This is a genomic window from Martinezella tropici (genome assembly GCF_008370325.1).
In the GTDB taxonomy this organism is placed as follows: Bacteria; Pseudomonadota; Alphaproteobacteria; order Rhizobiales; family Rhizobiaceae; genus Rhizobium; species Rhizobium tropici_B.
This window is the reverse complement of sequence record NZ_VNIP01000008.1, coordinates 669492-692770: the sequence shown is the minus strand read 5'-3', so window position 1 is coordinate 692770 and position 23279 is coordinate 669492. Positions and strand designations below refer to the sequence as shown.

Here is a 23279-nt window from a genome sequence, read left to right as displayed (position 1 = left end):
CACAATATGGTGATGCTACAGCGCGCCGCCACAGATCGACTTTTGACGCCAGAGCAACTTAGCCGGCGCTCCCGCCGGGTTTGGCTCGCGTTCGCGTTCCTATGCGCCGCCATCATTGGGGTCACCCTTTATGGCGCAAGCTTCTATGGCCGTGTTTCCGCGATTGAGACACTGCAGAGGCAGGCGCATACCGACGCCAATCTCAAGGTCGCCCTTTTGCGAGCAGTCCTCGAGCGTCCGCGCGCCTTGCCGCTCTTGCTGGCGGACGATCTGCAGGTACGTGAGGCTCTCGCGGGACGGCGGATCGACGATATCGTTGCCTTGGATCGCAAATTGGAGAACCTCGTTTCCGGCACCAGCGCTTCGGTCCTCTATGTCATCGGCAAGGACGGGATCACGATGGCTTCCAGCAATTGGCGGGAACCCTTGAGCTTCGTTGGCAACGACTATTCTTTCCGCGACTACTTCAGCAAAGCCATGGAGGCGGGAACCGCCGAGCACTACGCGCTTGGTACGATCAGCAATCGCCCCGGTCTCTATATTTCGCGCCGCGTCGGCGATGCCGGTTCGGCATTAGGCGTTGTCGTGGTGAAAATGGAATTCGATCAGCTGGAGGCCGACTGGAGCGAGAGCGGCCGGCCTGCTTATGTGACCGACGAACGCGGCGTCATCCTCATTACCAACCTGCCTTCATGGCGCTTCATGACGACGACGTCACTTGGCCGAGAAGAAGCAGCAGCCATTCGCAAGAGTCTGCAATTCGGCGCCGCTCCGCTCTCACCGCTGCCGGTCAGCCGTCCGGAAACCGTAGGTCCGGACGCGACCATTGTTCGCGCCGTCCTGCCCGGCAGCAGCGCCGCCGAATATTTGCGGCTGACGACCGCAATCCCTTCGACGCCCTGGCAGCTCGGCTATCTCATCCCGACCGATCAGACAATTGCCTCCTCCATGCGCGAGACGCGCTTCCTTGCTTTGACCGTCCTGCTGCCGATCCTTGCCTTCGCTGGCTTCCTGTTGCGTCGCCGCCATGTCTCCGTCATGCAGATCGCCGTCAGCAGGCTCGCCCGCGAGGAGCTGGAGCGCCGCGTTCTGGAGCGCACCGAGGACCTCAGCCGTGCCCGCGATCGGCTGGAAGCGGAGATCGCCGACCACCGGGCAACGGAGGCCAAGCTGCAGGGTGTGCAGCAGGATCTTGTGCAGGCCAACCGCCTCGCCATTCTCGGTCAGGTCGCCGCCGGCGTCGCTCACGAGATCAACCAGCCCGTGGCGACGATCCGTGCCTATGCCGAGAATGCGCATGTCTTCCTCGACAGGAAGCAGACGGAGCCGGTCAAGGACAATCTGTCTGCGATCGCGGCGCTGACCGAGCGCATCGGCACCATCACCGAAGAACTGAAGGCCTTTGGCCGCAAGGGAAGAACGGCGCCCGAGCCGGTGGACATCAGAAGTGCGATCGAAGGTGCTGTCGTCCTGCTCAGAAGCCGGTTTGCCGGCCGCCTCGACGCGCTGAAAATCGACCTGCCGCCGACAGGTCTCCTCGTCGTCGGCACGCGCATCCGGCTGGAGCAGGTGTTGATCAACCTTTTCCAGAATGCACTGGAAGCTCTGGAAGGCCGCGAGCAGGCCAAGGTCGAGGTTTCGGTGTGCGAGACCTCTGATGATGTGGAGATCGTCGTCTCGGATAACGGGCCGGGCATCCCCGCCGCAATCCTCGACCAGCTGTTCACGCCCTTCAATACATCCAAGGAAAAGGGCCTCGGTCTCGGCCTCGTCATTTCCAAGGATATCGTCGTCGATTATGGCGGCCGGATCGATGTCGAGAGCACCGGCGGCGGCACCCGCTTCACCGTCCACTTGCGCAAGGCCACAGCATGAACGACAATTTCCCCGTCTTCCTCGTCGATGATGACAAGGATCTGCTAAGGGCGACGAAGCAGACCCTTGAACTTGCTGGCTTTACCGTCTCCGCCTTCCCTGCTGCGATCGAAGCACTGAACGCGCTGGATGCCGGCTTTGCCGGTGTCGTCGTCTCCGATATCCGCATGCCGCAGATGGATGGCCAGCAGCTCTTCGCCCACATCAAAAGGTTCGACGCAGATCTGCCTGTCATCCTGATGACGGGCCATGGCGATATACCGATGGCGGTTCAGGCAATCCAGGATGGCGCCTATGATTTCATCGCCAAGCCTTTCGCCACGGATCGATTGGTGCAGAGCGTGCGGCGCGCGGCCGAGAAGCGACGCCTCGTTCTGGAGAACCGCGCTCTGCGACAGGCGGCGGAGCAGGCCCAGGGCGATCTGCCGCTGATCGGCCAGACCCCGGCAATTGAACGTTTGCGCCATACGCTGCGGCAGATCGCCGATACGGATGTCGATGTGCTGGTGACCGGAGAAACGGGTAGCGGCAAGGAAGTGGTGGCAAGCCTGCTGCACCATTGGAGCCGCCGCGCCAAGGGCAATTTCGTTGCGCTGAATTGCGGCGCCCTGCCCGAAACCGTGATAGAGAGCGAGCTCTTCGGCCACGAACCAGGCGCCTTCACCGGTGCGCAGAAGAAGCGCATCGGGCGCATCGAGCATTCGAGCGCGGGAACACTATTTCTCGACGAAATCGAAAGTATGCCGCCGGCAATCCAGGTGCAGATGCTGCGCGTGCTGGAAATGCGCGAGGTGACGCCGCTCGGGACGAACGAAGTTCGTCCGGTCGATCTCCGTGTCGTGGCGGCCGCAAAGGTCGATCTCAGCGATCCAGGCCAGCGCGGCGATTTTCGCGAAGATCTCTACTATCGTCTCAATGTCGTCACGCTTTCCATCCCGCCGCTGCGGGAACGGCGTGACGACATCCCCCTGCTCTTTGGCTATTTTGCCGAGCGCGCCGCCAGCCGCTTCAAGCGCGACGTGCCGGCCATTACCACCACCGTGCGTCGCCATCTGCAGCAGCACGACTGGCCGGGCAACGTTCGCGAACTCTCGCACTTTGCCGAACGCTTCGTGCTTGGACTGGAGGCAAGCGTCTTGCCGAAATCCGGCGACGCACCGACGGTCGAGGCAGGGCTTTCATTGCCTGTCCGCGTCGAGCGCTACGAGGCGGAACTTATCCGCGAGAGCCTGCAGCAAAACAATGGCGACGTCAGGAAGACGATAGAGGCGCTGGGTATTCCGAGGAAGACTTTCTACGACAAGCTTCAGCGCCACGGGATCGTCAGGGGCGATTTCGCCGGCCTTGACGGTGACGATCGCAGAAGCTGACGGAAGTGCCGGCCTCTAGGCGCTCGCGAGCCTTAAGTCCGCTACGGAAGCATGCCGTGCCGCAATCTCCGCCGTCCGGTCGAGCACCAGCATGGCCTGATCGATAACGCCTGCAAGGGCGTCCGCGCTCCTGGCAGCCTGCACGACCAAGGGCGCGCTCAGGCAAATGCGAAGGGCGCTGGCTGGCATCTCGCCGAAATCGGCGCAGCGTACGGGCTGGCCAATGCGCACGGCGGCGAACCCATCTTCCTCGATCGTCAGCTCCTTGTAGACGGCTGCGGTCTCGGCTGCGTTCAAGACACCTGCATTGCCAGCGTCGCGCAGATAGAACGAAAAGATCGAAGGGATTTCATCCCAGCGGCGCGCCGACGGCACGCCCCACAGGCACCGCCGATCAAGGGCGCGGCTGTCCAGCAACGCAAAGGCAGGATCATCGGCAAGCCTGGCGGTTACGGCGTCGGCGAAAGTGGAGAGGACGGTTATGACCTGTTCTTCCGGAAGAGCGACGAAGGATTGAAGCTCGAACAAGGCAGCCTTCCAGCGGAGCAGCAAGCCGAAATTGGCGCGCTCGGGCAAGGTTTCCCGCGCTGCCCAACCCTGTGGCCATTCGGCCCTGCCACAATAATCGGCGAGAGCCGCCGGCAGGGGGCGATGTTTAAAACGTTCCGACATCTGCGGTGGGCACAAAAGAACGCCGCTGAAAATCGGTCCGGCAAGAAACTTCGATCCCGTCAGGGCCACCATGAAACCATGGGCGAGGTAGGCGCGGATCGTAGCCGCCGAGAGGCGGAACTGGCAGGCATCGATCATGATGTCGAGCGCGTCGCCGAAACGCGCCTTGAGGCGCAATACGCTATCCAGGCTCGGCGCGAGAAGGCTGGTCTTCGACACATCGGTCACGACGAGCAGGCATCTCAAGCCCGCCGCCCGGCCGAGCTCGATCAGGCCGCGCAATTCTTCCTCGACCTCGCTATCGACACGAAGAGAACCGTCCTTGTTGCGCACGGCGATGGTCGCATTGCGCGTCGCATCGCCGGGCCGCAGCTCCTCGCCCTTTGCAACAGCCTTGTCGCTGCTGACGCGTCCCATGAAGTGGCGGCCGGCGGCAGCGGTCATGACGCCGCTGCCCGTCTCGTTGCCCATCAGCGTGATGGTCATCAAGGCTCGATCATCCTCACGCGCCAGAAGCGAGGCAGCAAAGAGATGGATGTCCGTGCCCGATGTTGCCAGGATCGCGTCGACATGCGGTTGTCCGGCGACCTGGTTGAGACCAAGCAGACGCAGCAGATCGTGGCGCACTCGTCCAATTTCACGCTCATAGATAGCTGCAGCCGAGCCGGTTTCCATTTCGCCGACTAGATCGGCGTAGTAGGTTTCGACTTCGGCAAAGGCGTCGGCGGAAATGGTCGATGCGGTGGAAGAGCCGAAAGCAAGGTCGCTCGGACGAGGTGCCGGGCCATAACCATACATATTGAGGCCGCTGGCTGCATCGCAATCCAGTCGCTCGTCACCGCCGGAAACCAGGCACTTTAAAAGCGCCTCTCTTTTCCCACTCGATTGCTGCGACGACGCGCCTGCGATGACATTGTTGTCCAGGGCATTATCGTCAGCAACTTGCTGCATGGAGAAGCATTCCTTTTGCGTCATCGATGAAACGCATTGCAGGAGTGCCTTGCGTTCTCTGCCGGGCGATAAAGCTTCGGCAGCGGGACATTAGACCCGGCAAGATGGAGCGAGGCTGACTTGGCCACCTCACGAAGATCGCTGGCAAAACCAATAAAAAGCCCGCGATCCGGAGACCGCGGGTTCGAAGAAATAACGAGCAAAACTGCCTGTCAGCTTGCCGGTTCGATCTTGTCTTGCGTCTTGGTCTCAAAGTCGCTGGCCTCGTGGCGCTCACGCAGCTGCTCGGACGGATCGCCCGACATGCGATTGACCATGCGGCCGCGCTTGACGGCAGGACGCGAGTAGACCTGCTCTGCCCAGCGCTGAACATTCTTATAATCCTGCACCTGCAGGAATTCGCCAGCGCCGTACTGCCAGCCCTTGGCAAGACCGCCATACCACGGCCAGATGGCAATATCGGCGATGGTGTAATCGCTGCCGGCGATATATTCGCTTTCGGCAAGACGACGGTCGAGGACGTCGAGCTGGCGCTTCACTTCCATGGCGAAGCGATCGATCGCATATTCGATCTTCGTCGGAGCATAGGCATAGAAATGACCGAAGCCGCCGCCGAGATAAGGCGCGCTGCCCATCTGCCAGAACAGCCAGGACAGGCATTCGGCGCGGGCCGGCTGCTCGGTCGGCAGAAAGGCACCGAATTTTTCGGCGAGATACATCAGGATCGATGCCGATTCGAAGACGCGGACCGGCTTCGGGCCGCTGCGGTCCATCAAAGCCGGGATCTTCGAATTCGGATTGACGTCGACGAAACCGCTGCCGAACTGATCGCCCTCGCCGATCTTGATCAGCCAGGCATCATATTCCGCGCCGCTGTTGCCGAGTGCCAGCAGCTCTTCGAGCATGATGGTGACCTTCACGCCATTCGGCGTTCCTAGCGAATAGAGCTGCAGCGGATGACGTCCGACGGGCAGTTCCTTTTCGTGGGTTGGCCCTGCGATCGGACGGTTGATATTGGCGAACTGGCCGCCATTGGCCTTGTTCCAGGTCCAGATCTTCGGCGGCGTGTATTCGGCAGAACCGGTCATGGGCATCCTCCTGTTTCGGGGAATCACGTTGGGGGTGGTCTTCGATGTAGCGCGCTACAGCTGTCGCACATAGTGACGGCCGTTTATTTTTGCGAGGGGAGATCTTCGGTTTTCAAACAGGTCGCGATCGGAGATGGTGCAACGGCAATGACCGCGTTCCGACGCGTGCTACGGCCGGCGAGGATGAGGCGGAAATCGGTTAAATGTGGCCTGAAACGAAAAAGCCCGCCGCGGGAGGAGGAGCGGCAGGCTTTTTACAAGAACCGAACAGCGAACGGGAGGAGGAGTGCCGCTGTTCCTGCAGTCGTCCCTGGGAGGAGGAGAAGGACGTCTGCAAAAACGAAGGGATGCGGGAGGAGATGCATCGCTTCGATGGAGATGAGAATAGCCGATTTTTGCACACAGGATAGGCATTTCTTTGCAAGGCAGTTATGCGTTATGCGAAAAGCGGCCGGCTTTATCGGTCTGCTTGCAGCCCAGCAAAAGAGCCTGAACCCGTCCTTCCCGGACAAAACAAAAGCGCCTGCTCGGGGGAACAGGCGCTGGCATAATTCAGCTTTATAAGGAGCCGCTGCGGCCGTTAGCGAGCGATCGCTGCGCGGGCAACATTGCGGATTTCGCCGCGATCGATACCCAGGTCATGCAGTTCGCGCGTGGACATACGGCCCAGTTCGGCGACCGTCTGACGATACTTGCGCCAGTTATTGAAAGAGCGTGCTACGTTCATGATGATCCCCTTTCCTTGGGCTTTCGAAGCTGAGCGGCCGTGCTTGGCGCTCCCGTCGCTTCGATGAGAAATATATAGTCGATCCCCTCAGTCTTTTGCAGAGCTAAGAGATCACTGCACCAATGCAGTTATTGCATATCTCGCCCGGAAATAAGGCGGTTCCCAACTCCAATCATCGCTGAGGCCTTTGTGATTTGCTGATGACAGCACCGCCATTGTCTGCGAAAAGAAGGGAGATGAGAGACAGGGGCGTCCGCTTTCCGGCGGGCTGAGAAGCACCCTTCGAACCTGAACCAGATCATGCTGGCGGAGGGAGTCGCTCGGGACCTCGCGAAGTTCAGCACGTCGTCCCTTTGCGTCTCGCCCGCCCGAAAGGGGCGACATGCAACACAAACTTACAGCAGGCACTCTGCTTCATACCATGCGGGCGAACCCGCCTCTGGTGCAATGCATCACCAATTTCGTCGCCATGAATATCGCGGCCAACGTGATGCTCGCCACCGGGGCATCGCCGGCGATGGTACATGCCGAAGAGGAAGCGGGTGAGTTTGCCGCGATCTCCGGCGCGCTGACGATCAATATCGGCACGCTCTCGGCGGGCTGGCTTGCGGGCATGCTGAAAGCAGCGCGGTCGGCAAACGACGCCGGCAAGCCGTGGGTCCTCGATCCCGTTGCCCACTATGCGACAGGGTTTCGTCGCAAGGCGATTGCGCAATTGCTGGAGCTGCGGCCGACGATCATTCGCGGCAATGCATCCGAGATCATCGCGCTTGCCGGCGGCGCGAGCCGCGGCCAGGGCGTCGATAGCCGCGACGCCGTCGAACAGGCGGAAGATTCCGCCCGGCAGCTCGCTGTAAAGCACGGCTGCGTGGTCGCCGTTACCGGCGTCACGGATTTCGTGACGGACGCACGGAAGGCCAAGCGCATTGCCGGCGGATCGCCATTCATGCCGCAGGTAACGGCGCTCGGCTGCTCGCTCACCTGCCTCGTCGGCGCCTTTGCGGCAGCAACGCCGAATGAGCCATTCGATGCGACCGTAGCGGCACTCGCGGTCTTTGCCGTCGCCGGTGCGCAGGCTGGAGCGACAGCCGATGGTCCCGGATCATTCTCCTGGCGCTTCCTTGATGCTCTCGCTGCTCTTACCCCGGAGATTCTCGATCGCGACGCAAGGATATCGGCAGCATGAAAGACTTCGATCTCTCGCTCTACCTCGTCCTCGATCCCGTGCTGTGTGCCGAGCTGGGCATGATCGAAACAACCCGCGCAGCCGTTGCCGGCGGCGCCACGATCGTACAGCTGCGCGATAAGCACGCTCCGACCGCAGCCATAATCGAGACGGGCCGCGCGCTCAAACAGATCCTGCAAGGAACCAATGCCCGGCTGATCGTCAACGACAATGTCGAAGCGGCCATCGCCATCGGCGCCGATGGCCTGCATATCGGACAAGAGGACATGAATGCCGCCGAAGCACGCCGCCTGATCGGGCCGGACATGATCCTCGGCCTCTCGGTGGAAACGGAGGCTCTCGCTACCGCCATAGATACCGGTATCGTTGACTATGCCGGCATCGGTCCGGTCTTTGCCACACAGACCAAGCCCAATCACAAGCAACCGATCGGCTTAGACGGTCTTGCCCGCATCGTAGGGCTCTGCCCGGTTCCATCAGTCGCGATCGGCGGCCTCAAGGCGGAGCACACGAGAGAGGTTTTCTCGGCCGGCACGGACGGCCTTGCGGTCGTATCCGCCATCTGTGGCCAAGCGGACCCGGGAGCGGCGACGGCCCTCATCGCAAACGCCATCAAGGAGGTTCGCCAATGATCCGCAATGTTCTGTCCATCGCCGGCTCCGACCCATCAGGCGGCGCCGGCATCCAGGCCGACCTGAAGGCCTTCTCCGCCCGCGGCGTTTATGGAATGGCGGCTCTGACCGCACTGACGGCGCAGAACACGCAAGGCGTCACCGGCGTCCATCCCGTGCCACCCTCTTTCGTGGCGGACCAGATGAATGCGATCTTCGCCGATATCCGCGTCGATGCGGTCAAGATCGGCATGATCGCCAACGCCGCGATCGCCGACGCGGTCGCGGACATTCTGGCGCGACATCGCAATGTGCCCGTCGTGCTTGATCCCGTCATGATCGCCAAGGGCGGCGCCGCCTTGCTTGCCGCCGACGCCGTCGACGTGCTCACCACGCGGCTGCTGCCACTGGCGACGGTCATTACGCCGAACCTGCCCGAGGCCGCGGCGCTGCTGCACGACACGGAGGCAAGAAATCGCGAAGACATGGCCCACCAGGCGCTTGCGCTTGCAGCGCTCGGACCTTCGGCCGTCCTGGTCAAGGGAGGTCATCTTGCGGGTGGCGAAAGTCCGGATGTGTTGGCAAGCGCCGACCGCCTGACCTGGTTCGAAGCCGAGCGACTGCCGACGAAGAACACACATGGAACGGGCTGTACGCTTTCCAGCGCCATCGCCGCCGAGATCGCCAAGGGCCTGCCGCTCCCCGAAGCCGTCGCCGCCGCCAAAGCCTATCTTGCCGCCGCAGTTGCCGCCGCAGGCCAGCTTTCCGTTGGAAGCGGCCACGGACCTGTGCAGCATTTCCATGCCCTTTGGACGGACGGAAAAGGAGTGGAGAAATGAGCCTGTCACTGAAGGAGCAGATCGTCATCGTTTCAGGCACCGGGCGCGGTCTCGGCGCTGCCATCGCAACGGCCTTTGCTCGGGAGGGCGCAAAGGTTGCCATCAAGGGGTCGTTTGCGGGAGGGACGGAAACCTACGCTAAGCTCTACCGGAGAATCTCACGGTTTAGTTGCGCGAAGTTTTTTCTGAGCCTGGACTGCCGTGAAAAAATTGAAAGAGCCCATGATGAGCACGGCTATTGCGAAAGGTTTTAAGGCGGACGAGAGAGTTGATTGCAAGTCCGGCTGCATGAACCCGCCAAACAGCACCATAAATGCAGCAAAAACCAAAGATTGCAAAATAGCGTATTCGGCCATCCGTCCTAAAGATCTTTCCCTCAAATTCTCTGCAGGGAAGAAGACTGTTAGCCCCTTCATAGCCAGCATAAGGAGCGGGAAAAGCAAGCCAATCTTAAAAAGGTTCACCACCGTTATGTGGTCATCGAGAAGATAAAGAAACATTGGGATGAGAACTGCAGGCGAAAGGTAGAAAAGATAATCTCTTAGGACCTGATTGCGCACGCTTTCATCTCCAAATGAAGGCTATTTAAAAATCCTAGGTTATTGGGCATCGAAGTCAACCGGATTAGCGGCTCTACGCCAATCCAAGAACCCGCTTTCCATAGTCCCTAAGTTCCCCTTCGAATGACATATCGATAGCGGGTGACGCGCTCGATGCCGAGTTCCTTGCACGGAACGGAAAAGGACGTGGCGCGCTTTGCCATGGTGGTCTCGTCCTCAGGTAACGGCCCGGAATGAAAAAGGCGCTGCCTCCAAGGCAGCGCCGATATTGAAGCTTTGCGGCCGGCTGGTTCGGGCCGTTCAAGCCCATCCCATGGTCAGCACGCCGAAGAGGATGACGACGCCGAGCACGATGCGGTAGATGACAAAAGGCCAGGTCGAGAAACGCTCCAGAAAGCGCATCAGTCCCCAGATGGCGACGAAGGAGGATATGCTGCCGACAATCAGCCCGACGATCAGGACAGACCAGGCTTCCATCGGAATATGAGCCTTGTATAGCTCAAAGAGCTCCTTCAAGCCGGCAAGCGCGATGGCCGGCAAGCCGAGCAGGAACGAAAACCGTGCGGCTTCGTCACGCTTCAGGCCGAGGAAAAGTGCACCAGTCAGCGTAGAACCCGAGCGCGAGACGCCGGGAACCAGCGCACCGACCTGGGTGATGCCGACGAACAGGGCATCCATCAGCGTCATCTGCTCGATGCCCTTCCTGTGACGGCTGTAGAGTTCGGCGACCGCCAGAAGCAGGCCCATGACCAGGCAGGCGATGCCGATCACCCAAAGGCTGCGGAAAGATGTGCCGCAGGCATTCAACGACTTCGAAAGCAAGAGGCCTGCGATTGCGATCGGCACCGTTGCAATGACGATGGCGATCGCAAGCCGCATCGCGGGCGAGCGCCAATCCCGTTGCCTGATGGCATCGAGCGATCCGAAGGTGACGTAACGAACATCGCTCCAGAAATAAGAGACGATGGCGGCAAGGGCCGCAAGCTGCATTGCGGCAGAAAAGGCCGAACCTGGATCCTGCCAGCCGAGCAAGGCCGGGACCAGGCGCATATGGGCGGTGGAGGAGACCGGCAGAAGCTCGGTCAATCCCTGCACGACACCCAGTATCGCGATCTTGGCATAGCCCAGGGCAACAAAGCCCGTGTCTACGCCTTGCGTACAAACATCAGCCACGTTTTGATATCCTCAGTTCTTTCGGGGCTTTGCACCGAAACGGTGCGACGAACTAGCTATGAGACTGTTTTGCAACACGAAAATGGCAACGGCTACGGAAGGCGTCACCGCGTTCGCAATAGTGACAGGCCGAGGATATAGCCGAGAAGGCTGAACTCTATCTGAAATTGCCGGCTTTGATTTCCGGGTTTGACGTATTTCTAGCTTTCGTCATCCGGCAGCGACTGCATGTAGCGGATAATGCCGTAGAATGCGATGAGCAAGACCATCGCGCCGGCCGCACGATGAAGCTCGTGCAATATCTCATGATGATGCCTCAATACGAGGCAAACCAGATTGTACAGGGTTATGGCGGCCACTGTCAGAACAGGAGCCAGGAAGATCGCCATATTCCGCTGAATGAAATTGCCCATTACGCACACCTCGTTTGAATATCGCCAGATTCCACAAGGAATGGGGAGGAATTAGGACAACGACCCTCGCCCATCAGCCGTTAAGGCGAACGTCACTTCGTATAGAGCGCGCGCGACCTTTCCAGATGCTTGAGCATCGCCTGTTCTGCTCCATCGGCATCGTTCTTCGCCAAGCGCGCGAGGATTTCCTCATGCTCGACCAGCGTGAACTTTTCCTTGCCGGTCCAGATCAGCATGTCGGTATGATAGGCCTTCAGCCATGCCAGCATGGCCTCGCTGACGGCGGCGAAAATCGGATTGCCGGAAATCTGCGCAATGCGCGTGTGGAACTGCATATCGGCCGAAATGAATTCCTCGGCATCACCCAAGGAAGCGCGTTGACGTTCGATGATGTCGTGAAGATCGGCGATATCTTTTTCGGTGGCGCGCTGCGCCGCTTCGCGCGCCATGCCGCGCTCGAAGAAGATGCGCGCGCTCTTCAAATGTTCGAGTGAGTCGGACGATTGGGAGAGCATGATCTTGGCGGTCAGGTCGACTTGCCGGAAGATCGATTTCGCCGTGAGCTGGAGCACCTTGGCGCGCTCGCCGTGGGAAATGTTGACCAGCCCCATATTGGCAAGGGCCTGCATTGCCTCGCGGATCGCCGGACGTCCCACCCCGAAACGCTCCATGAGGACGCGTTCGGACGGCATCTCGTCACCAGGTTTGAGTTCTCCCGATGTGATCAACCGCTCCAGCCGGTCGAATACCTCATCGGACAGCTTTCGACGTACAATTTGTTCGACAGGCTGGCCCATGGAACCCCGCTTTCCCAAAGCCTTTTCTCCCTTATGCATTTTTGGCCGCCGCGGCGGAAGCCCATACGAAACGTGTTATCGACTGCCGGGTAAAAAAATCGTTGCAGAAGTTGGAATACTCATTATACCAGATTACCAGTTTACGCCACGTGAAAATCGTCGGCGAGAGGAGCATTCAGTCGCTTATGACCATCACCGTTACCTATCGTATCGAAACATCAGGCAGCATCGAGGCGATGGCCCGTAAAATCGCCAGCGATCAATCGACCGGCACTTTCGTCGCGGTTCCCGGCGAAACGGAAGAGCTCAAGGCGCGCGTCGCTGCCCGTGTCACCGCGATTCGCCCGCTTGCCGATACGGAGCGTCCGACCTGGCCGGAAGCCGCGGAAGGGCACGGCCCGATCCACCGCGCCGACGTCGATATCGCCTTTCCGCTGGATGCGATCGGCACCGATCTTGCGGCACTCATGACGATCGCGATCGGCGGTGTCTTCTCGCTCAAGGGGATGACCGGCATCCGCATCATCGACATGAAGCTGCCGGATGCCTTTCGTGATGCACATCCCGGCCCGCAGTTCGGGGTCGCCGGCAGCATGCGCCTGACCGGCGTCAGCGGCCGTCCCATCATCGGCACGATCGTCAAGCCGGCGCTTGGTTTGCGGCCGAAGGAAACGGCCGCCCTCGTCGGCGAGCTGATCGGCTCCGGGGTCGATTTCATCAAGGACGACGAGAAACTGATGAGCCCGGCCTATTCGCCGCTCAAAGAACGTGTCGAAGCCATCATGCCGCTGATCCTTGATCACGAGCAGAAGACCGGCAAGAAGGTCATGTATGCCTTCGGCATTTCGCATGCCGATCCCGACGAGATGATGCGCAACCACGATCTGGTATTGAAGGCCGGAGGGAATTGCGCCGTCGTCAACATCAACTCCATCGGCTTCGGCGGCATGAGCTTCCTGCGCAAGCGCTCCGGGCTGGTGCTGCATGCGCATCGCAATGGCTGGGATATCCTGACCCGCCATCCCGGCGCCGGCATGGATTTCAAAGTTTACCAGCAGTTCTGGCGCCTGCTCGGCGTGGATCAGTTCCAGATCAACGGCATCAGGGTCAAATACTGGGAACCCGACGACAGCTTCGTCGAATCCTTCAAGGCGGTCAGTACGCCACTTTTCGATCCGTCTGACTGTCCGCTTCCGGTTGCGGGTTCCGGTCAATGGGGAGGACAGGCGCCCGAAACCTACCAACGCACCGGCCGGACCACGGACCTTCTCTATCTCTGCGGCGGCGGCATCGTCAGCCATCCCTTCGGACCGGCCGCTGGAGTGCGAGCGATCCAACAGGCCTGGCAGGCGGCGGTTTCGGACATACCGCTGGCCGACTATGCGAGGGATCATCCGGAGCTTGCCGCCTCGATCGCAAAATTCAGTGACGGCAAGGACGCCTAACAGCGATGTCCAGTCTTCCAGCAATGTCCAACCTTCTTCTCAGCTATTATGGCGATGACTTCACCGGCTCCACCGACGTCATGGAGGCCCTCGCCTCGAACGGCGTGCCGACGGCCCTCTTCCTCGGCATCCCGAGCGAGGCGATGCTGGAGCGCATCAAGGATTGTCGCGCCATCGGCATTGCCGGCACCAGCCGCAGCGAAACGCCGCAATGGATGAACGAGCATCTGACGCCTGCATTCGAATGGCTCAAGAGCCTCGATGCCGCCGTATGCCACTACAAGGTCTGCTCGACCTTCGATTCCAGCCCCAAGGTCGGAAACATCGGCAAGGCGATCGAGATCGGCAAGGCGCTATTCAAGCAATCCGTCGTCCCTGTTGTGGTCGGAGCGCCGCAGCTGAAACGCTACACCGCTTTCGGCCACCTTTTCGCGGCTTATCAGGGCCAGGTATTCCGCATCGACAGGCATCCGGTCATGAGCCGCCATCCGGTCACGCCGATGGATGAGGCCGATCTGACCGTGCATCTGAGCAGGCAGACGTCCCTCCCCGTCAGCCTCGCGGATATCGTCACCATCCAAGCGGCCAATGCCAACGATCGGATCGATGCGCTGGCGGCCGAAAAGGCGGGCATCCTACTTCTCGATGTCGACAGTCCGGAAACCCAGGCAGCCGCGGGTCACCAGCTCTGGCGTCTTGCGAGCAAGGGCAACGCCTTCGTCGCGGGTTCCTCTGGTGTCGAATATGCCCTTTTGAATGCCTGGCGCAACGAAGGCCTGATCGAAGAAAAGCCGGATTTCGCCCCTCCGGGCAAGGTCGATCGCCTCGCCGTCGTCTCCGGCAGCGTATCGCCGACAACCGAGCGGCAAATCCGCCGCGCAGCGGCCGACGGTTTTGACGGCATCGATCTCGATCCATTGTCGCTTGTCGGCGAGAGCGCCGAGCGTGCTCTCGACGCAGCGGTCGCTGCGGGCGTGGCCAGCCTCAAGGCCGGCCGCAGCGTCATTCTTCATACGGCTCTCGGCCCGTCCGCCGACCGCGGCGGCGATATCGACCGCATTCCCGGCGCCCGGCATCGCCTGGGGCAGGCTCTCGGCACGATCCTGCGACGGTTGATCGAGCAGGAAAATTTCGGTCGCGCCGTCATCGCCGGCGGTGATACGTCGAGCCACGCGCTCAAGGAATTGCGTGTCGAAGCCCTGACGACACTTCTCCCATTACCGCAAACACCGGGATCGCCGCTTTGCACCGCCCATGGCAGCTACGCGCCCACCAATGGCCTGCAGATCGCGCTGAAAGGCGGGCAGGTCGGCACTGACGATTACTTCGCGCAGATCCGCGATGGCAGGGGATCCTAGCCTCGCCATTTTCCGCGATGCCGTTGGCATACTCATTGACTCATCATACCACTTGCGCTACCACACTCTGAAAGTGAACGAGGTACCAACATGACTGCAATTGCTCTTTTCGGCGCCGGAGGCAAAATGGGCTACCGGCTCGCCAAGAACCTGAAAGGCTCGCGCTTCGATGTGCGCCATGTCGAGGTCAGCGATGCCGGCAAGGCGCGCCTGAAGAATGACCTTTCCGTCGATTGCGTGCCTGCCGACGCCGCGCTCGATGGCGCGGACGTCGTGATCCTTGCAGTACCGGATACGGCGATCGGCAAAGTCGCCGCCAGCATCGTCGACAAGCTTAAGCCCGGCATCATGGTCGTCGCTCTTGACGCTGCCGCCCCGTTTGCCGGCCATCTGCCGCAGCGCGAAGACCTCACCTACTTCGTCACCCATCCTTGCCATCCGCCGATCTTCAACGACGAGACCGACATGCAGGCGAAGAAGGACCATTTCGGTGGCCTCTTCGCCAAGCAGCACATCGTTTCGGCACTGATGCAGGGACCGGAGAGCGCCTATGCTCTCGGCGAGGAAATCGCCAAGGTCATCTGGGCGCCCGTCATGCGTTCGCACCGCGTCACCGTCGAGCAGATGGCGATGCTGGAACCGGGTCTTTCCGAAACCGTATGCGCCTCGCTGCTCGTCATCATGCGCCAGGCCATGGATGAGTGCGTCGCCCGCGGCGTTCCGGCGGAGGCCGCCCGCGACTTCCTGCTCGGCCACATGAACGTGCTCGGCGCCGTCATCTTCAAGGAAGTCGACGGCGTATTCTCCGATGCCTGCAACAAGGCGATCGAATTCGGCATTCCTGCCCTGATGCGCGACGACTGGAAGAAGGTCTTCGAACCGCAGGAAATCGCAGACAGCATCCGTCGCATCACCTGATCGACGTCCCGGGGAGGGCGTCGCCCTCCCCTACTGCCCTGCCGGGAACAGGGCCTGTTTCATAACTGGGAGGAGACCATGAAACTAACACGCAGACTGACACTTGTAGCCTTCACCGGCGCACTGGCGCTGGGCACGGCGATGCCGGCCTTCGCGGCCGATCTGATCGCCATCATCACGCCGGCTTTCGACAATCCCTTCTTCAAGGCAGAGGCCGTCGGGGCCGAAGCCAAGGCAAAGGAGCTGGGTTACGAGACGCTGGTCATGACGCATGACGACGATGCAAACAAGCAATCGGAAGTTATCGACACCGCCATCGGCCGCGGCGCCAAGGCCATCATCCTCGACAATGCCGGTGCGGACGCAACGGTCGCTGCCCTGAAGAAGGCCAAGGATGCGGGCATTCCTTCCTTCCTCATCGACCGCGAAATCAACGTCACCGGCATCGCCGTCGCCCAGATCGTTTCCAACAATTATCAGGGCGCACAGCTCGGCGCGCAGGAATTCGTCAAGCTGATGGGCGAGAAAGGCAATTATGCCGAACTCGTCGGCCGCGAAGCCGATACCAATGCCGGTATCCGCTCGCAGGGCTATCACGACGTCATCGACGACTATCCGGACCTGAAGCTTGTCGCCAAGCAGTCGGCGAACTGGAGCCAGACTGAAGCCTACGCCAAGATGGAAACCATCCTTCAGGCAAATCCTGACATCAAGGGCGTGATATCAGGCAATGATACGATGGCAATGGGGGCGATTGCCGCCCTACAGGCCGCCGGCCGCAAGGACGTGATCGTCGTCGGCTTCGACGGCTCCAATGATGTGCGTGACTCGATCAAGGCGGGCGGCATCAAGGCGACCGTCATGCAGCCGGCCTATGCCCAGGCCCAGAAGGCGGTCGAACAGGCCGACGCCTACATCAAGAACAAGACGGCGCCGAAGGATGAGAAGCAGTTGATGGATTGCGTCCTCATCAATGCCGACAATGCCGATAAGCTTGAGACCTTCGCGCTGAAGAACTGATGCCGGACCACTAGGTTGGAGGGCGCGGCAAAACCGCGCTCTCCGGATGTTTTTCTGCGAGATCGAGGTGCATTGCATGTTGAGGATCAGAGGCGCGCTCGTGGCCTTTGTATTGGCCGCGGCATTGCCCGGCTGCAAGATTATCAAGACACCGACGCCCGAGGAGAAAGCCGCGGCGGCAGCAAAGAGTGCCTTCGATCCCGCAGCAAAGGTCGAGGCTATCTGGCAATCCAAAGTCGTGCCGGGCATCGAGAAGCGCGCAGGCGACATCAAGACGGTATTGCAGGCCATAGCATCGAATCCGGACGAGGCCGGGGCGAAATACGGAAATCCGCGAAAACAGGCTTCATCGCCCTGGACCTATGCCGTCAAGCTGAGCGGCAAGATCGTCGCTGCCGATACCGCCTCCCGCGCCGGAACCCTCGATGTCGATGTGGATGGTGACGGCAAGGCGGACGCGAAGGTACAGATCGGTCCGGCGATCCGCGGCACGGCGCTGCGCGACGCGCTGGATTTCCTGGACTTCAACGAATTCAGGAACCAGATCGAATGGGCTCAATTCGGCAAGGCTTTCAATGAGAAGGTAAACTCATCCTTTCTGGCGGCGCTGCCGCACGACGGGCTGATCGGAAAGACGATCACTGTGATCGGCGCGTTTCCGTTGCCCGCATCCGGCCAGCTTCCTTTAATCACCCCTTCGGCCCTGACATTGGGGCAATGACCATGAGCGAAACGCCAAGCAACGACATCATCCTGCGCCTGGAGGACGTTTCCAAGGTCTATTCCGGCATCGTCGCCGTAAAGCATGCCAACCTCGAGCTGCACCGCGGCGCGGTCAACGTGCTCGTCGGCGAAAACGGCGCCGGCAAATCTACCCTGATGAAGATCATCGCCGGCGTCGAACGGCCGACCTCGGGCCGCATCTTGCTCGATGGCGAGGACGTCTCCTTTGCGAGCCCGGCCGACGCGCAGGCTCGCGGTATCGGCATGATCTTCCAGGAGCTCAATCTCTTCGCCAACATGACGGTGGCCGAAAATATCTTTGCCACCCGCGAAATCACCCGCGGCATCTTCGGTATCGATCACAGGGCGCAAGTCGTAAAGGCAAACGAGTTTCTGGATCGGCTCGATGCCGGCATAGGCGCCGAGACCATGGTCGAGGACCTGCCGATCGGGCAGCAGCAGCTTGTCGAGATCGCCAAGGCCATCTCGCTCGATGCCCGCATCCTGATCATGGACGAGCCGACATCGGCGCTATCCGCGGCGGAAGTCGACATTCTGTTCAAGGTTATCGCGGAACTGAAGGCTCACGGTGTCGCGATCGTCTATATCTCGCACCGGTTGGAAGAGCTGATGCGGATCGGCGATTACATCACCGTGCTGCGCGACGGGCAGATCACCGGCCAGGCCATGGTTCGCGAAATCGATACGAAATGGATCGTCCGGTCGATGATCGGATCGGATGCCAAGGATTTCGCCAGGGACGGTGGCCATGCGATCGGCAAGGAGGCTTTCCGTGCCGAAGAGATCAGCCTGCCGAGACGTACGGGCGGCCTTGCCGTCGATCATGTCTCGCTGTCGGTGCGCGCCGGCGAAATCCTCGGCATCTACGGCCTGATGGGTGCCGGACGCAGCGAATTCTTCGAATGCGTGATGGGCCGGCATATGCATTCGAGCGGGCGGATCTACATCGATGGGGTCGAAGTTCACGCACGCGACACCACCCGGCGCATCCGGCACGGCCTTGCACTGATCCCCGAGGACCGCCAGCGCGAAGGGCTGGTGCAGGTCCTGTCCATCGCCAGCAACCTGACGCTTGCGAGCCTCGGCCGCTTCGCCCGGCTGTTTTTCCATATCGATCCGGGTGCCGAAAAGAGTGCCATTCGCGACATGATCCGCGATCTTTCGATCAAGGCGCCTAATCCGGATTTCGAGGTCACCTCCATGTCCGGCGGCAACCAGCAGAAAGTCGTCATCGGCAAGGCGCTGATGACGGACCCCAAGGTGCTTTTGATGGACGAACCGAGCCGCGGCATCGATGTCGGCGCCAAGGCCGATGTCTTCCGCACCATGCGCAGACTCGCCGGCAAGGGCCTGGCAATCATGTTTTCAACATCGGACCTTGAAGAGGTCATGGCACTTTCGGACCGCATCGCGGTACTCAGCAACGGCAAGCTCGTGACCGTTCTCGACCGAAGCGAAGCGACGGAAGAGGCCATTATCGCGGCATCCGCCAAGGGACACGGACATACAGGGAAACTCGCGTCATGACCGCAGATACGTCCTCCGGCCTTGCGGCCAATCGCCCGAACGGTTCCGTTCTCCTGACGCTGATGAAGCTCAGGACCTTCATCGCGCTCTTTGCAGTGATCATCTTCTTTGCGATCTTCGCTCCGAATTTCACCTCGACCGCCAATATCATCCTGATGTCCAAGCACGTCGCGCTCAATGCGTTTCTCGCCATGGGCATGACCTTCGTCATCGTCACCGGCGGGATCGATCTTTCGGTCGGTTCGATCGTCGGTCTTTGCGGCATGGTGGCGGGCGCCCTCATCCTGAACGGCATCGAATTGCCGATCGGCTATACCGTCTATTTCAACATCTACGAGATCATCCTCATCACGCTGGCCGTCGGGCTGGTGATCGGGCTCATCAATGGCCTGCTCATTACCAAGCTCAACGTCGCACCCTTCATCGCCACGCTCGGAACGCTATATATCGCCCGCGGCCTTGCGCTGCTGTCTTCCGACGGGCAGACCTTCCCGAACCTTGTCGGACGGCCGGAATACGATACGACAGGCTTCGACGTCTTCGGCGCCGGCCGCCTGCTCGGTCTTCCCGTTTCCATCTGGATCCTGATCGTGCTCGCGCTTGCCGCCGCCTATGTCGCCCGCTCGACGCCGATCGGCCGGCACATCTTCGCCGTCGGCGGAAACGAGCGCGCCGCGCGCATGTCCGGCATCCGCGTCGATGTGGTCAAGATCTTCGTCTACATGTTCTCGGGGCTTTGCGCCGCCATTGTCGGCATCGTCATCTCGTCGGAGCTGATGGCGGCGCATCCGGCAACCGGCGAAAGCTTCGAGCTGAACGCGATCGCGGCAGCCGTGCTCGGCGGCACTTCCATGTCGGGCGGCCGCGGCACCATCGGCGGCACGATCATCGGCGCCTTCGTTATCGGCATTCTTTCGGACGGCCTCGTGATGATGGGCGTATCGTCCTTCTGGCAGATGGTCATCAAAGGGCTGGTCATCATCATCGCGGTCGTCGTGGATCAGGCGCAGCGGCGCCTCCAGCAGCGCGTAACTCTCATGCAAATGGCAAAGGCAGGCTGAAATGGCAGAACTCAAGGGCGCTTTGATCGGTTGCGGCTTCTTTGCGATCAATCAGATGCAGGCGTGGCGAGATGTCCAAGGGGCTCATATCTTCGCAATCTGCGACCGCGATCCGGAGCGGCTGAAACTCGTCGGCGACCAGTTCGGCATCGAGCGCCGCTACACCGATGCAGCTGCGATGTTTGCCGACGGCGGGTTCGATTTCGTCGACATCGCAACAACGGTCGCAAGCCATCGCGCCCTGGTGGAGATGGCGGCAGCCCGCAAGATTCCGGCGATCTGCCAAAAGCCTTTCGCAAAGACGTTGAGCGATGCCAAGGCGATGGTCGCGGCCTGCGCTGGGGCCGGCGTGCCGCTGATGGTGCATGAGAACTTTCGCTGGCAGACACCCATTCAGGCCGTCAAGACCGCCCTGCAATCGGGCGTGATCGGCGAGCCCTTTTGGGGACGTTTCTCCTTCCGCTCTGGCTACGACGTGTTTTCCGGCCAGCCTTACCTGGCCGAAGGCGAACGGTTCATCATCGAGGATCTCGGCATCCATACCCTCGACATCGCCCGCTTCATCCTCGGTGACGTCGCTTCGTTGACGGCTCGCACCAAGCGCGTCAATCCGAAGATCAAGGGCGAGGATGTCGCCACCATCCTGCTCGATCATGAAAATGGCGCAACATCGATCGTCGATGTGAGCTATGCCTCCAAGCTTGCGACCGAGCCATTCCCGGAGACGCTGATCGAGCTCGACGGCACGCGAGGCACCATTCGCCTCCAGCAAGGCTATCGCATCGAGGTCAACGGCTCCGATGGCGTCCGCGTCACGGATGCTTCGCCGCGGCTTCTGCCCTGGGCTTCGCGCCCCTGGCATAATATCCAGGAGAGCGTTCTCGCGATCCAGCAGCATTGGACCGACAGCCTTTCCGACGGAGGCGAGACGTCCACGTCAGGCGCTGACAATCTCAAAACCCTGGCGCTTGTCGAGGCCGCCTATGAGAGTGCGGCCAGCAGGCGACCAGTCGATATCGGAGCGATGCTGCGATGACGGTAGAGATCGATCCGTTCCAGCTCTACGGCACGCGCGAGACCGAAACGCCGCCGGTGCGATTGACGTCGGGCAGGCTTGAGGTCGACTTCAAGGATGGTAATCTAAGGTCCATCCGTTACGACGGCGCGGAAGTCTTGCGGGCCGTCTCCTATCTGGTTCGCGATCGTGATTGGGGCACCTATGCGCCCGATATCGACGATCTGCGGATCAATCAGCATCAGGATGGCTTTTTCATCAGCTATGTTGCGCGCTGCGTAGGCCCTGAGAATACCGAACTTGCAATCGACGTCCGGATAGCGGCTGAGGCCGATGAAGCCCTGACCTTCGAAGCGATAGCACTCTCGATGACCGGCTTCGAAACCAACCGCTGCGGCTTCTGCATCCTGCATCCAATCATAGGTGTCGCCGGCATGCCCGTGTCGGTCGAACACGTTGATGGCAGCCGAAAGAGCACGCATTTTCCTGACCTTATCGAGCCCTGGCAGCCCTTCAAGGACATGCGGGCGATTACGCATGGCGTGATGTCGAACGTGACGGCCGAGTGCCGCATGGAAGGCGACCCCTTTGAAATGGAAGACCAGCGCAATTGGTCCGATGCCTCCTACAAGACCTATGTTCGCCCGCTTGCCCTGCCCTGGCCCTATCGAATTCCAGCCGGCGAGCCGATGCGGCAACGTATCATTCTGACCATAGGGGATATGCGGCGTTCGCCCCCCTCTTTTTCCCACACTTCGGATGCAGCGATCACCCTAAGCCCGGGAACAAAATCCGGCGCCATGCCGTCCATCGGCCTTGTCCTTACACCTGAGGAAGTGGATGCGACGCTGGCTGCGCGCGACCGGCTGGCTGAAATCGGACCGCAGGAGCTGCTGTTCCATTTCGATCCGAATGCCGGCCACGGCGCTGACGCCTTCAAGCGGTTCGCCGCGGTTGCCGCGCTTCATGCCGGCAAATCGACGCTGGAAATCGCGTTACCCTGCCGCCAGGCGCCGCTTGTTGAAGCCCAGCAAATCGCAGACTGGATGCGGGCGGCCGGTTTCAAGCCTGATGCAATCGTGATCTCTCCTTCCGTCGACCGGCAATCGACGCCGCCGGGCAGCAAATGGCCCGAGTGCCCGCCTCTTGAAGAAGTCTATGCCGCCGCGCATGCCGTCTTTCCCGATATGCGCCTCGGCGGCGGTATGCTGAGCTATTTCACCGAACTCAATCGCAAACGAGTGCCCGCCGGCACTCTCGATTTCATTACCCATTGCACCAATCCCATCGTGCACGCCGCCGACGACCTCAGCGTCATGCAGACGCTGGAAGCATTGCCATTCATCACCCGCTCCGTGCGCGCCATCTACGGCAACAAGCCTTACCGCATCGGCCCTTCCACCATACCGATGCGGCAGAATCCCTATGGCAGCCGGACGATGGACAATCTCCGCGGCGGCCGCATCGCAATGGCCAATACCGATCCGCGACACAATGCCCGTTTCGCTGCAGCCTTTGCGCTTGGCTATGCCGCCCGCGTCCTTGATGCCGGATTGGAATGCCTGACGCTTTCGGCACTGACCGGTTCTTTTGGACTGATTGCCGGAGAGAACGAACCGTCAGCGGCGGGAACCAAACGGCCGCTCTTCAATGTGGTCTCGACCTTGTCTCACCTTGCCGGCCAACAATGGCATGAGTGCCTGTCGTCCGTTCCGACCGCTGTACTTGCCTTCATCACGGCGCAGTCCGACGGATCGCGGTCGCTCCACCTGGTCAATATCACACCCACTTCACAACAGATCGAGCTGGGAAAATTCCGCCTGGCTGAACAGACCGGAAATAGCAGGCTCATGCTGGATGCCTATAGCACTATTTCGGCGGCCTTGATGGATTGACCTTCAATCGCAGACGCGCATGTTAGTCCCAACA

Annotated in this window: 21 protein-coding genes, 1 pseudogene and 1 riboswitch; of the genes and pseudogenes, 14 read left to right on the top strand and 8 right to left on the bottom strand. The window is 60.6% G+C overall.

The features are described 5' to 3' along the window. Positions 1 to 12: 12 nt before the first annotated feature. A complete protein-coding gene (locus tag FP026_RS16395) occupies positions 13 to 1875 on the top strand; it encodes a sensor histidine kinase (protein WP_432444129.1) in 1863 nt (620 codons plus the stop codon). Then, positions 1872 to 3245, top strand: a complete 1374-nt coding sequence (locus FP026_RS16390; RefSeq protein ID WP_149635663.1) for a sigma-54-dependent transcriptional regulator — start codon at positions 1872 to 1874, stop codon at positions 3243 to 3245. Before FP026_RS16395 ends, FP026_RS16390 begins: the two co-directional genes overlap by 4 nt. Positions 3246 to 3260: 15 nt before the next feature. Here the strand turns inward: FP026_RS16390 and FP026_RS16385 are convergent, their stop codons facing one another. The 3 genes from FP026_RS16385 to FP026_RS16370 all read right to left on the bottom strand — a co-directional run bounded on the left by FP026_RS16385 (position 3261) and on the right by FP026_RS16370 (position 6683). Further along, the gene (locus tag FP026_RS16385) at positions 3261 to 4868 is read right to left on the bottom strand and encodes a hypothetical protein (RefSeq protein ID WP_149635662.1); all 1608 of its coding nucleotides are present in this window, start codon (positions 4866 to 4868) and stop codon (positions 3261 to 3263) included. 212 nt (positions 4869 to 5080) lie between these two features. After that, entirely contained in the window at positions 5081 to 5956 is an 876-nt protein-coding gene (gene yghU, locus FP026_RS16380; protein WP_149635661.1) for a glutathione-dependent disulfide-bond oxidoreductase, read from the bottom strand. 580 nt (positions 5957 to 6536) lie between these two features. Beyond that, positions 6537 to 6683 carry a DUF1127 domain-containing protein gene (locus tag FP026_RS16370; protein ID WP_015342994.1) on the bottom strand — a complete coding sequence of 49 codons (147 nt, stop codon included), beginning with the start codon at positions 6681 to 6683 and terminating at the stop codon, positions 6537 to 6539. A gap of 235 nt (positions 6684 to 6918) precedes the next feature. Beyond that, positions 6919 to 7015, top strand: a riboswitch (TPP riboswitch). Between the two features lie 50 nt (positions 7016 to 7065). On the opposite strand from FP026_RS16370, the gene thiM reads away from it, so the two are divergent. The 3 genes from thiM to thiD are packed head-to-tail and all read left to right on the top strand — an operon-like array spanning position 7066 to position 9319. Then, positions 7066 to 7869 carry a hydroxyethylthiazole kinase gene (thiM, locus tag FP026_RS16365; protein ID WP_149635660.1) on the top strand — a complete coding sequence of 268 codons (804 nt, stop codon included), beginning with the start codon at positions 7066 to 7068 and terminating at the stop codon, positions 7867 to 7869. Then, complete coding sequence (gene thiE / locus FP026_RS16360) at positions 7866 to 8501, top strand: thiamine phosphate synthase (protein WP_149635659.1); 636 nt, start codon at positions 7866 to 7868, stop codon at positions 8499 to 8501. The genes thiM and thiE overlap by 4 nt, the downstream gene beginning before the upstream one ends. After that, entirely contained in the window at positions 8498 to 9319 is an 822-nt protein-coding gene (gene thiD, locus FP026_RS16355; RefSeq protein WP_149635658.1) for a bifunctional hydroxymethylpyrimidine kinase/phosphomethylpyrimidine kinase, read from the top strand. Before thiE ends, thiD begins: the two co-directional genes overlap by 4 nt. 158 nt (positions 9320 to 9477) lie before the next feature. On the opposite strand, the gene FP026_RS16345 is transcribed toward thiD, so the two are convergent. The 5 genes and pseudogenes from FP026_RS16345 to FP026_RS16325 form a co-directional block, all read right to left on the bottom strand. Then, positions 9478 to 9879 carry a hypothetical protein gene (locus FP026_RS16345; RefSeq protein ID WP_149635657.1) on the bottom strand — a complete coding sequence of 134 codons (402 nt, stop codon included), beginning with the start codon at positions 9877 to 9879 and terminating at the stop codon, positions 9478 to 9480. 73 nt (positions 9880 to 9952) lie between these two features. After that, positions 9953 to 10091, bottom strand: a pseudogene (locus tag FP026_RS16340) (recombinase family protein); the annotation flags it as partial. Positions 10092 to 10179: 88 nt separating this feature from the next. Next, positions 10180 to 11052: an undecaprenyl-diphosphate phosphatase gene (locus tag FP026_RS16335; RefSeq protein ID WP_149635656.1), complete on the bottom strand. Its 873-nt coding sequence runs from the start codon at positions 11050 to 11052 to the stop codon at positions 10180 to 10182. 200 nt (positions 11053 to 11252) lie between these two features. Further along, positions 11253 to 11465, bottom strand: coding sequence for a hypothetical protein (locus FP026_RS16330; protein ID WP_149635655.1), 213 nt, complete (start codon positions 11463 to 11465; stop codon positions 11253 to 11255). Between the two features lie 92 nt (positions 11466 to 11557). After that, complete coding sequence (locus tag FP026_RS16325; protein WP_149635654.1) at positions 11558 to 12262, bottom strand: transcriptional regulator NanR; 705 nt, start codon at positions 12260 to 12262, stop codon at positions 11558 to 11560. 185 nt (positions 12263 to 12447) lie between these two features. Here FP026_RS16325 and oiaX point away from each other — a divergent pair, with 185 nt between their 5' ends. The 9 genes from oiaX (at position 12448) to apnL (ending at position 23245) form a co-directional block, all read left to right on the top strand. Continuing rightward, positions 12448 to 13707, top strand: a complete 1260-nt coding sequence (gene oiaX, locus FP026_RS16320) for a 3-oxo-isoapionate-4-phosphate decarboxylase OiaX (protein ID WP_149635653.1) — start codon at positions 12448 to 12450, stop codon at positions 13705 to 13707. Positions 13708 to 13730: 23 nt separating this feature from the next. After that, positions 13731 to 15065: a four-carbon acid sugar kinase family protein gene (locus FP026_RS16315; protein WP_149635783.1), complete on the top strand. Its 1335-nt coding sequence runs from the start codon at positions 13731 to 13733 to the stop codon at positions 15063 to 15065. A gap of 90 nt (positions 15066 to 15155) precedes the next feature. Beyond that, positions 15156 to 15983 (top strand): phosphogluconate dehydrogenase C-terminal domain-containing protein, encoded by an 828-nt coding sequence (locus FP026_RS16310; RefSeq protein ID WP_149635652.1) that lies wholly within the window; start codon positions 15156 to 15158, stop codon positions 15981 to 15983. A gap of 78 nt (positions 15984 to 16061) precedes the next feature. Beyond that, the gene (locus FP026_RS16305) at positions 16062 to 17003 is read left to right on the top strand and encodes a D-ribose ABC transporter substrate-binding protein (protein ID WP_149635651.1); all 942 of its coding nucleotides are present in this window, start codon (positions 16062 to 16064) and stop codon (positions 17001 to 17003) included. 76 nt (positions 17004 to 17079) lie between these two features. Then, positions 17080 to 17724: a DUF2291 family protein gene (locus FP026_RS16300; protein WP_149635650.1), complete on the top strand. Its 645-nt coding sequence runs from the start codon at positions 17080 to 17082 to the stop codon at positions 17722 to 17724. Further along, a complete protein-coding gene (locus FP026_RS16295; protein ID WP_149635649.1) occupies positions 17721 to 19274 on the top strand; it encodes a sugar ABC transporter ATP-binding protein in 1554 nt (517 codons plus the stop codon). The genes FP026_RS16300 and FP026_RS16295 overlap by 4 nt, the downstream gene beginning before the upstream one ends. Further along, complete coding sequence (locus tag FP026_RS16290) at positions 19271 to 20335, top strand: ABC transporter permease (RefSeq protein ID WP_149635648.1); 1065 nt, start codon at positions 19271 to 19273, stop codon at positions 20333 to 20335. Before FP026_RS16295 ends, FP026_RS16290 begins: the two co-directional genes overlap by 4 nt. Position 20336: 1 nt before the next feature. After that, a complete protein-coding gene (locus FP026_RS16285; protein WP_149635647.1) occupies positions 20337 to 21371 on the top strand; it encodes a Gfo/Idh/MocA family protein in 1035 nt (344 codons plus the stop codon). Then, a complete protein-coding gene (apnL, locus tag FP026_RS16280) occupies positions 21368 to 23245 on the top strand; it encodes a D-apionate lactonase (protein WP_149635646.1) in 1878 nt (625 codons plus the stop codon). Before FP026_RS16285 ends, apnL begins: the two co-directional genes overlap by 4 nt. Positions 23246 to 23279: the final 34 nt, after the last annotated feature.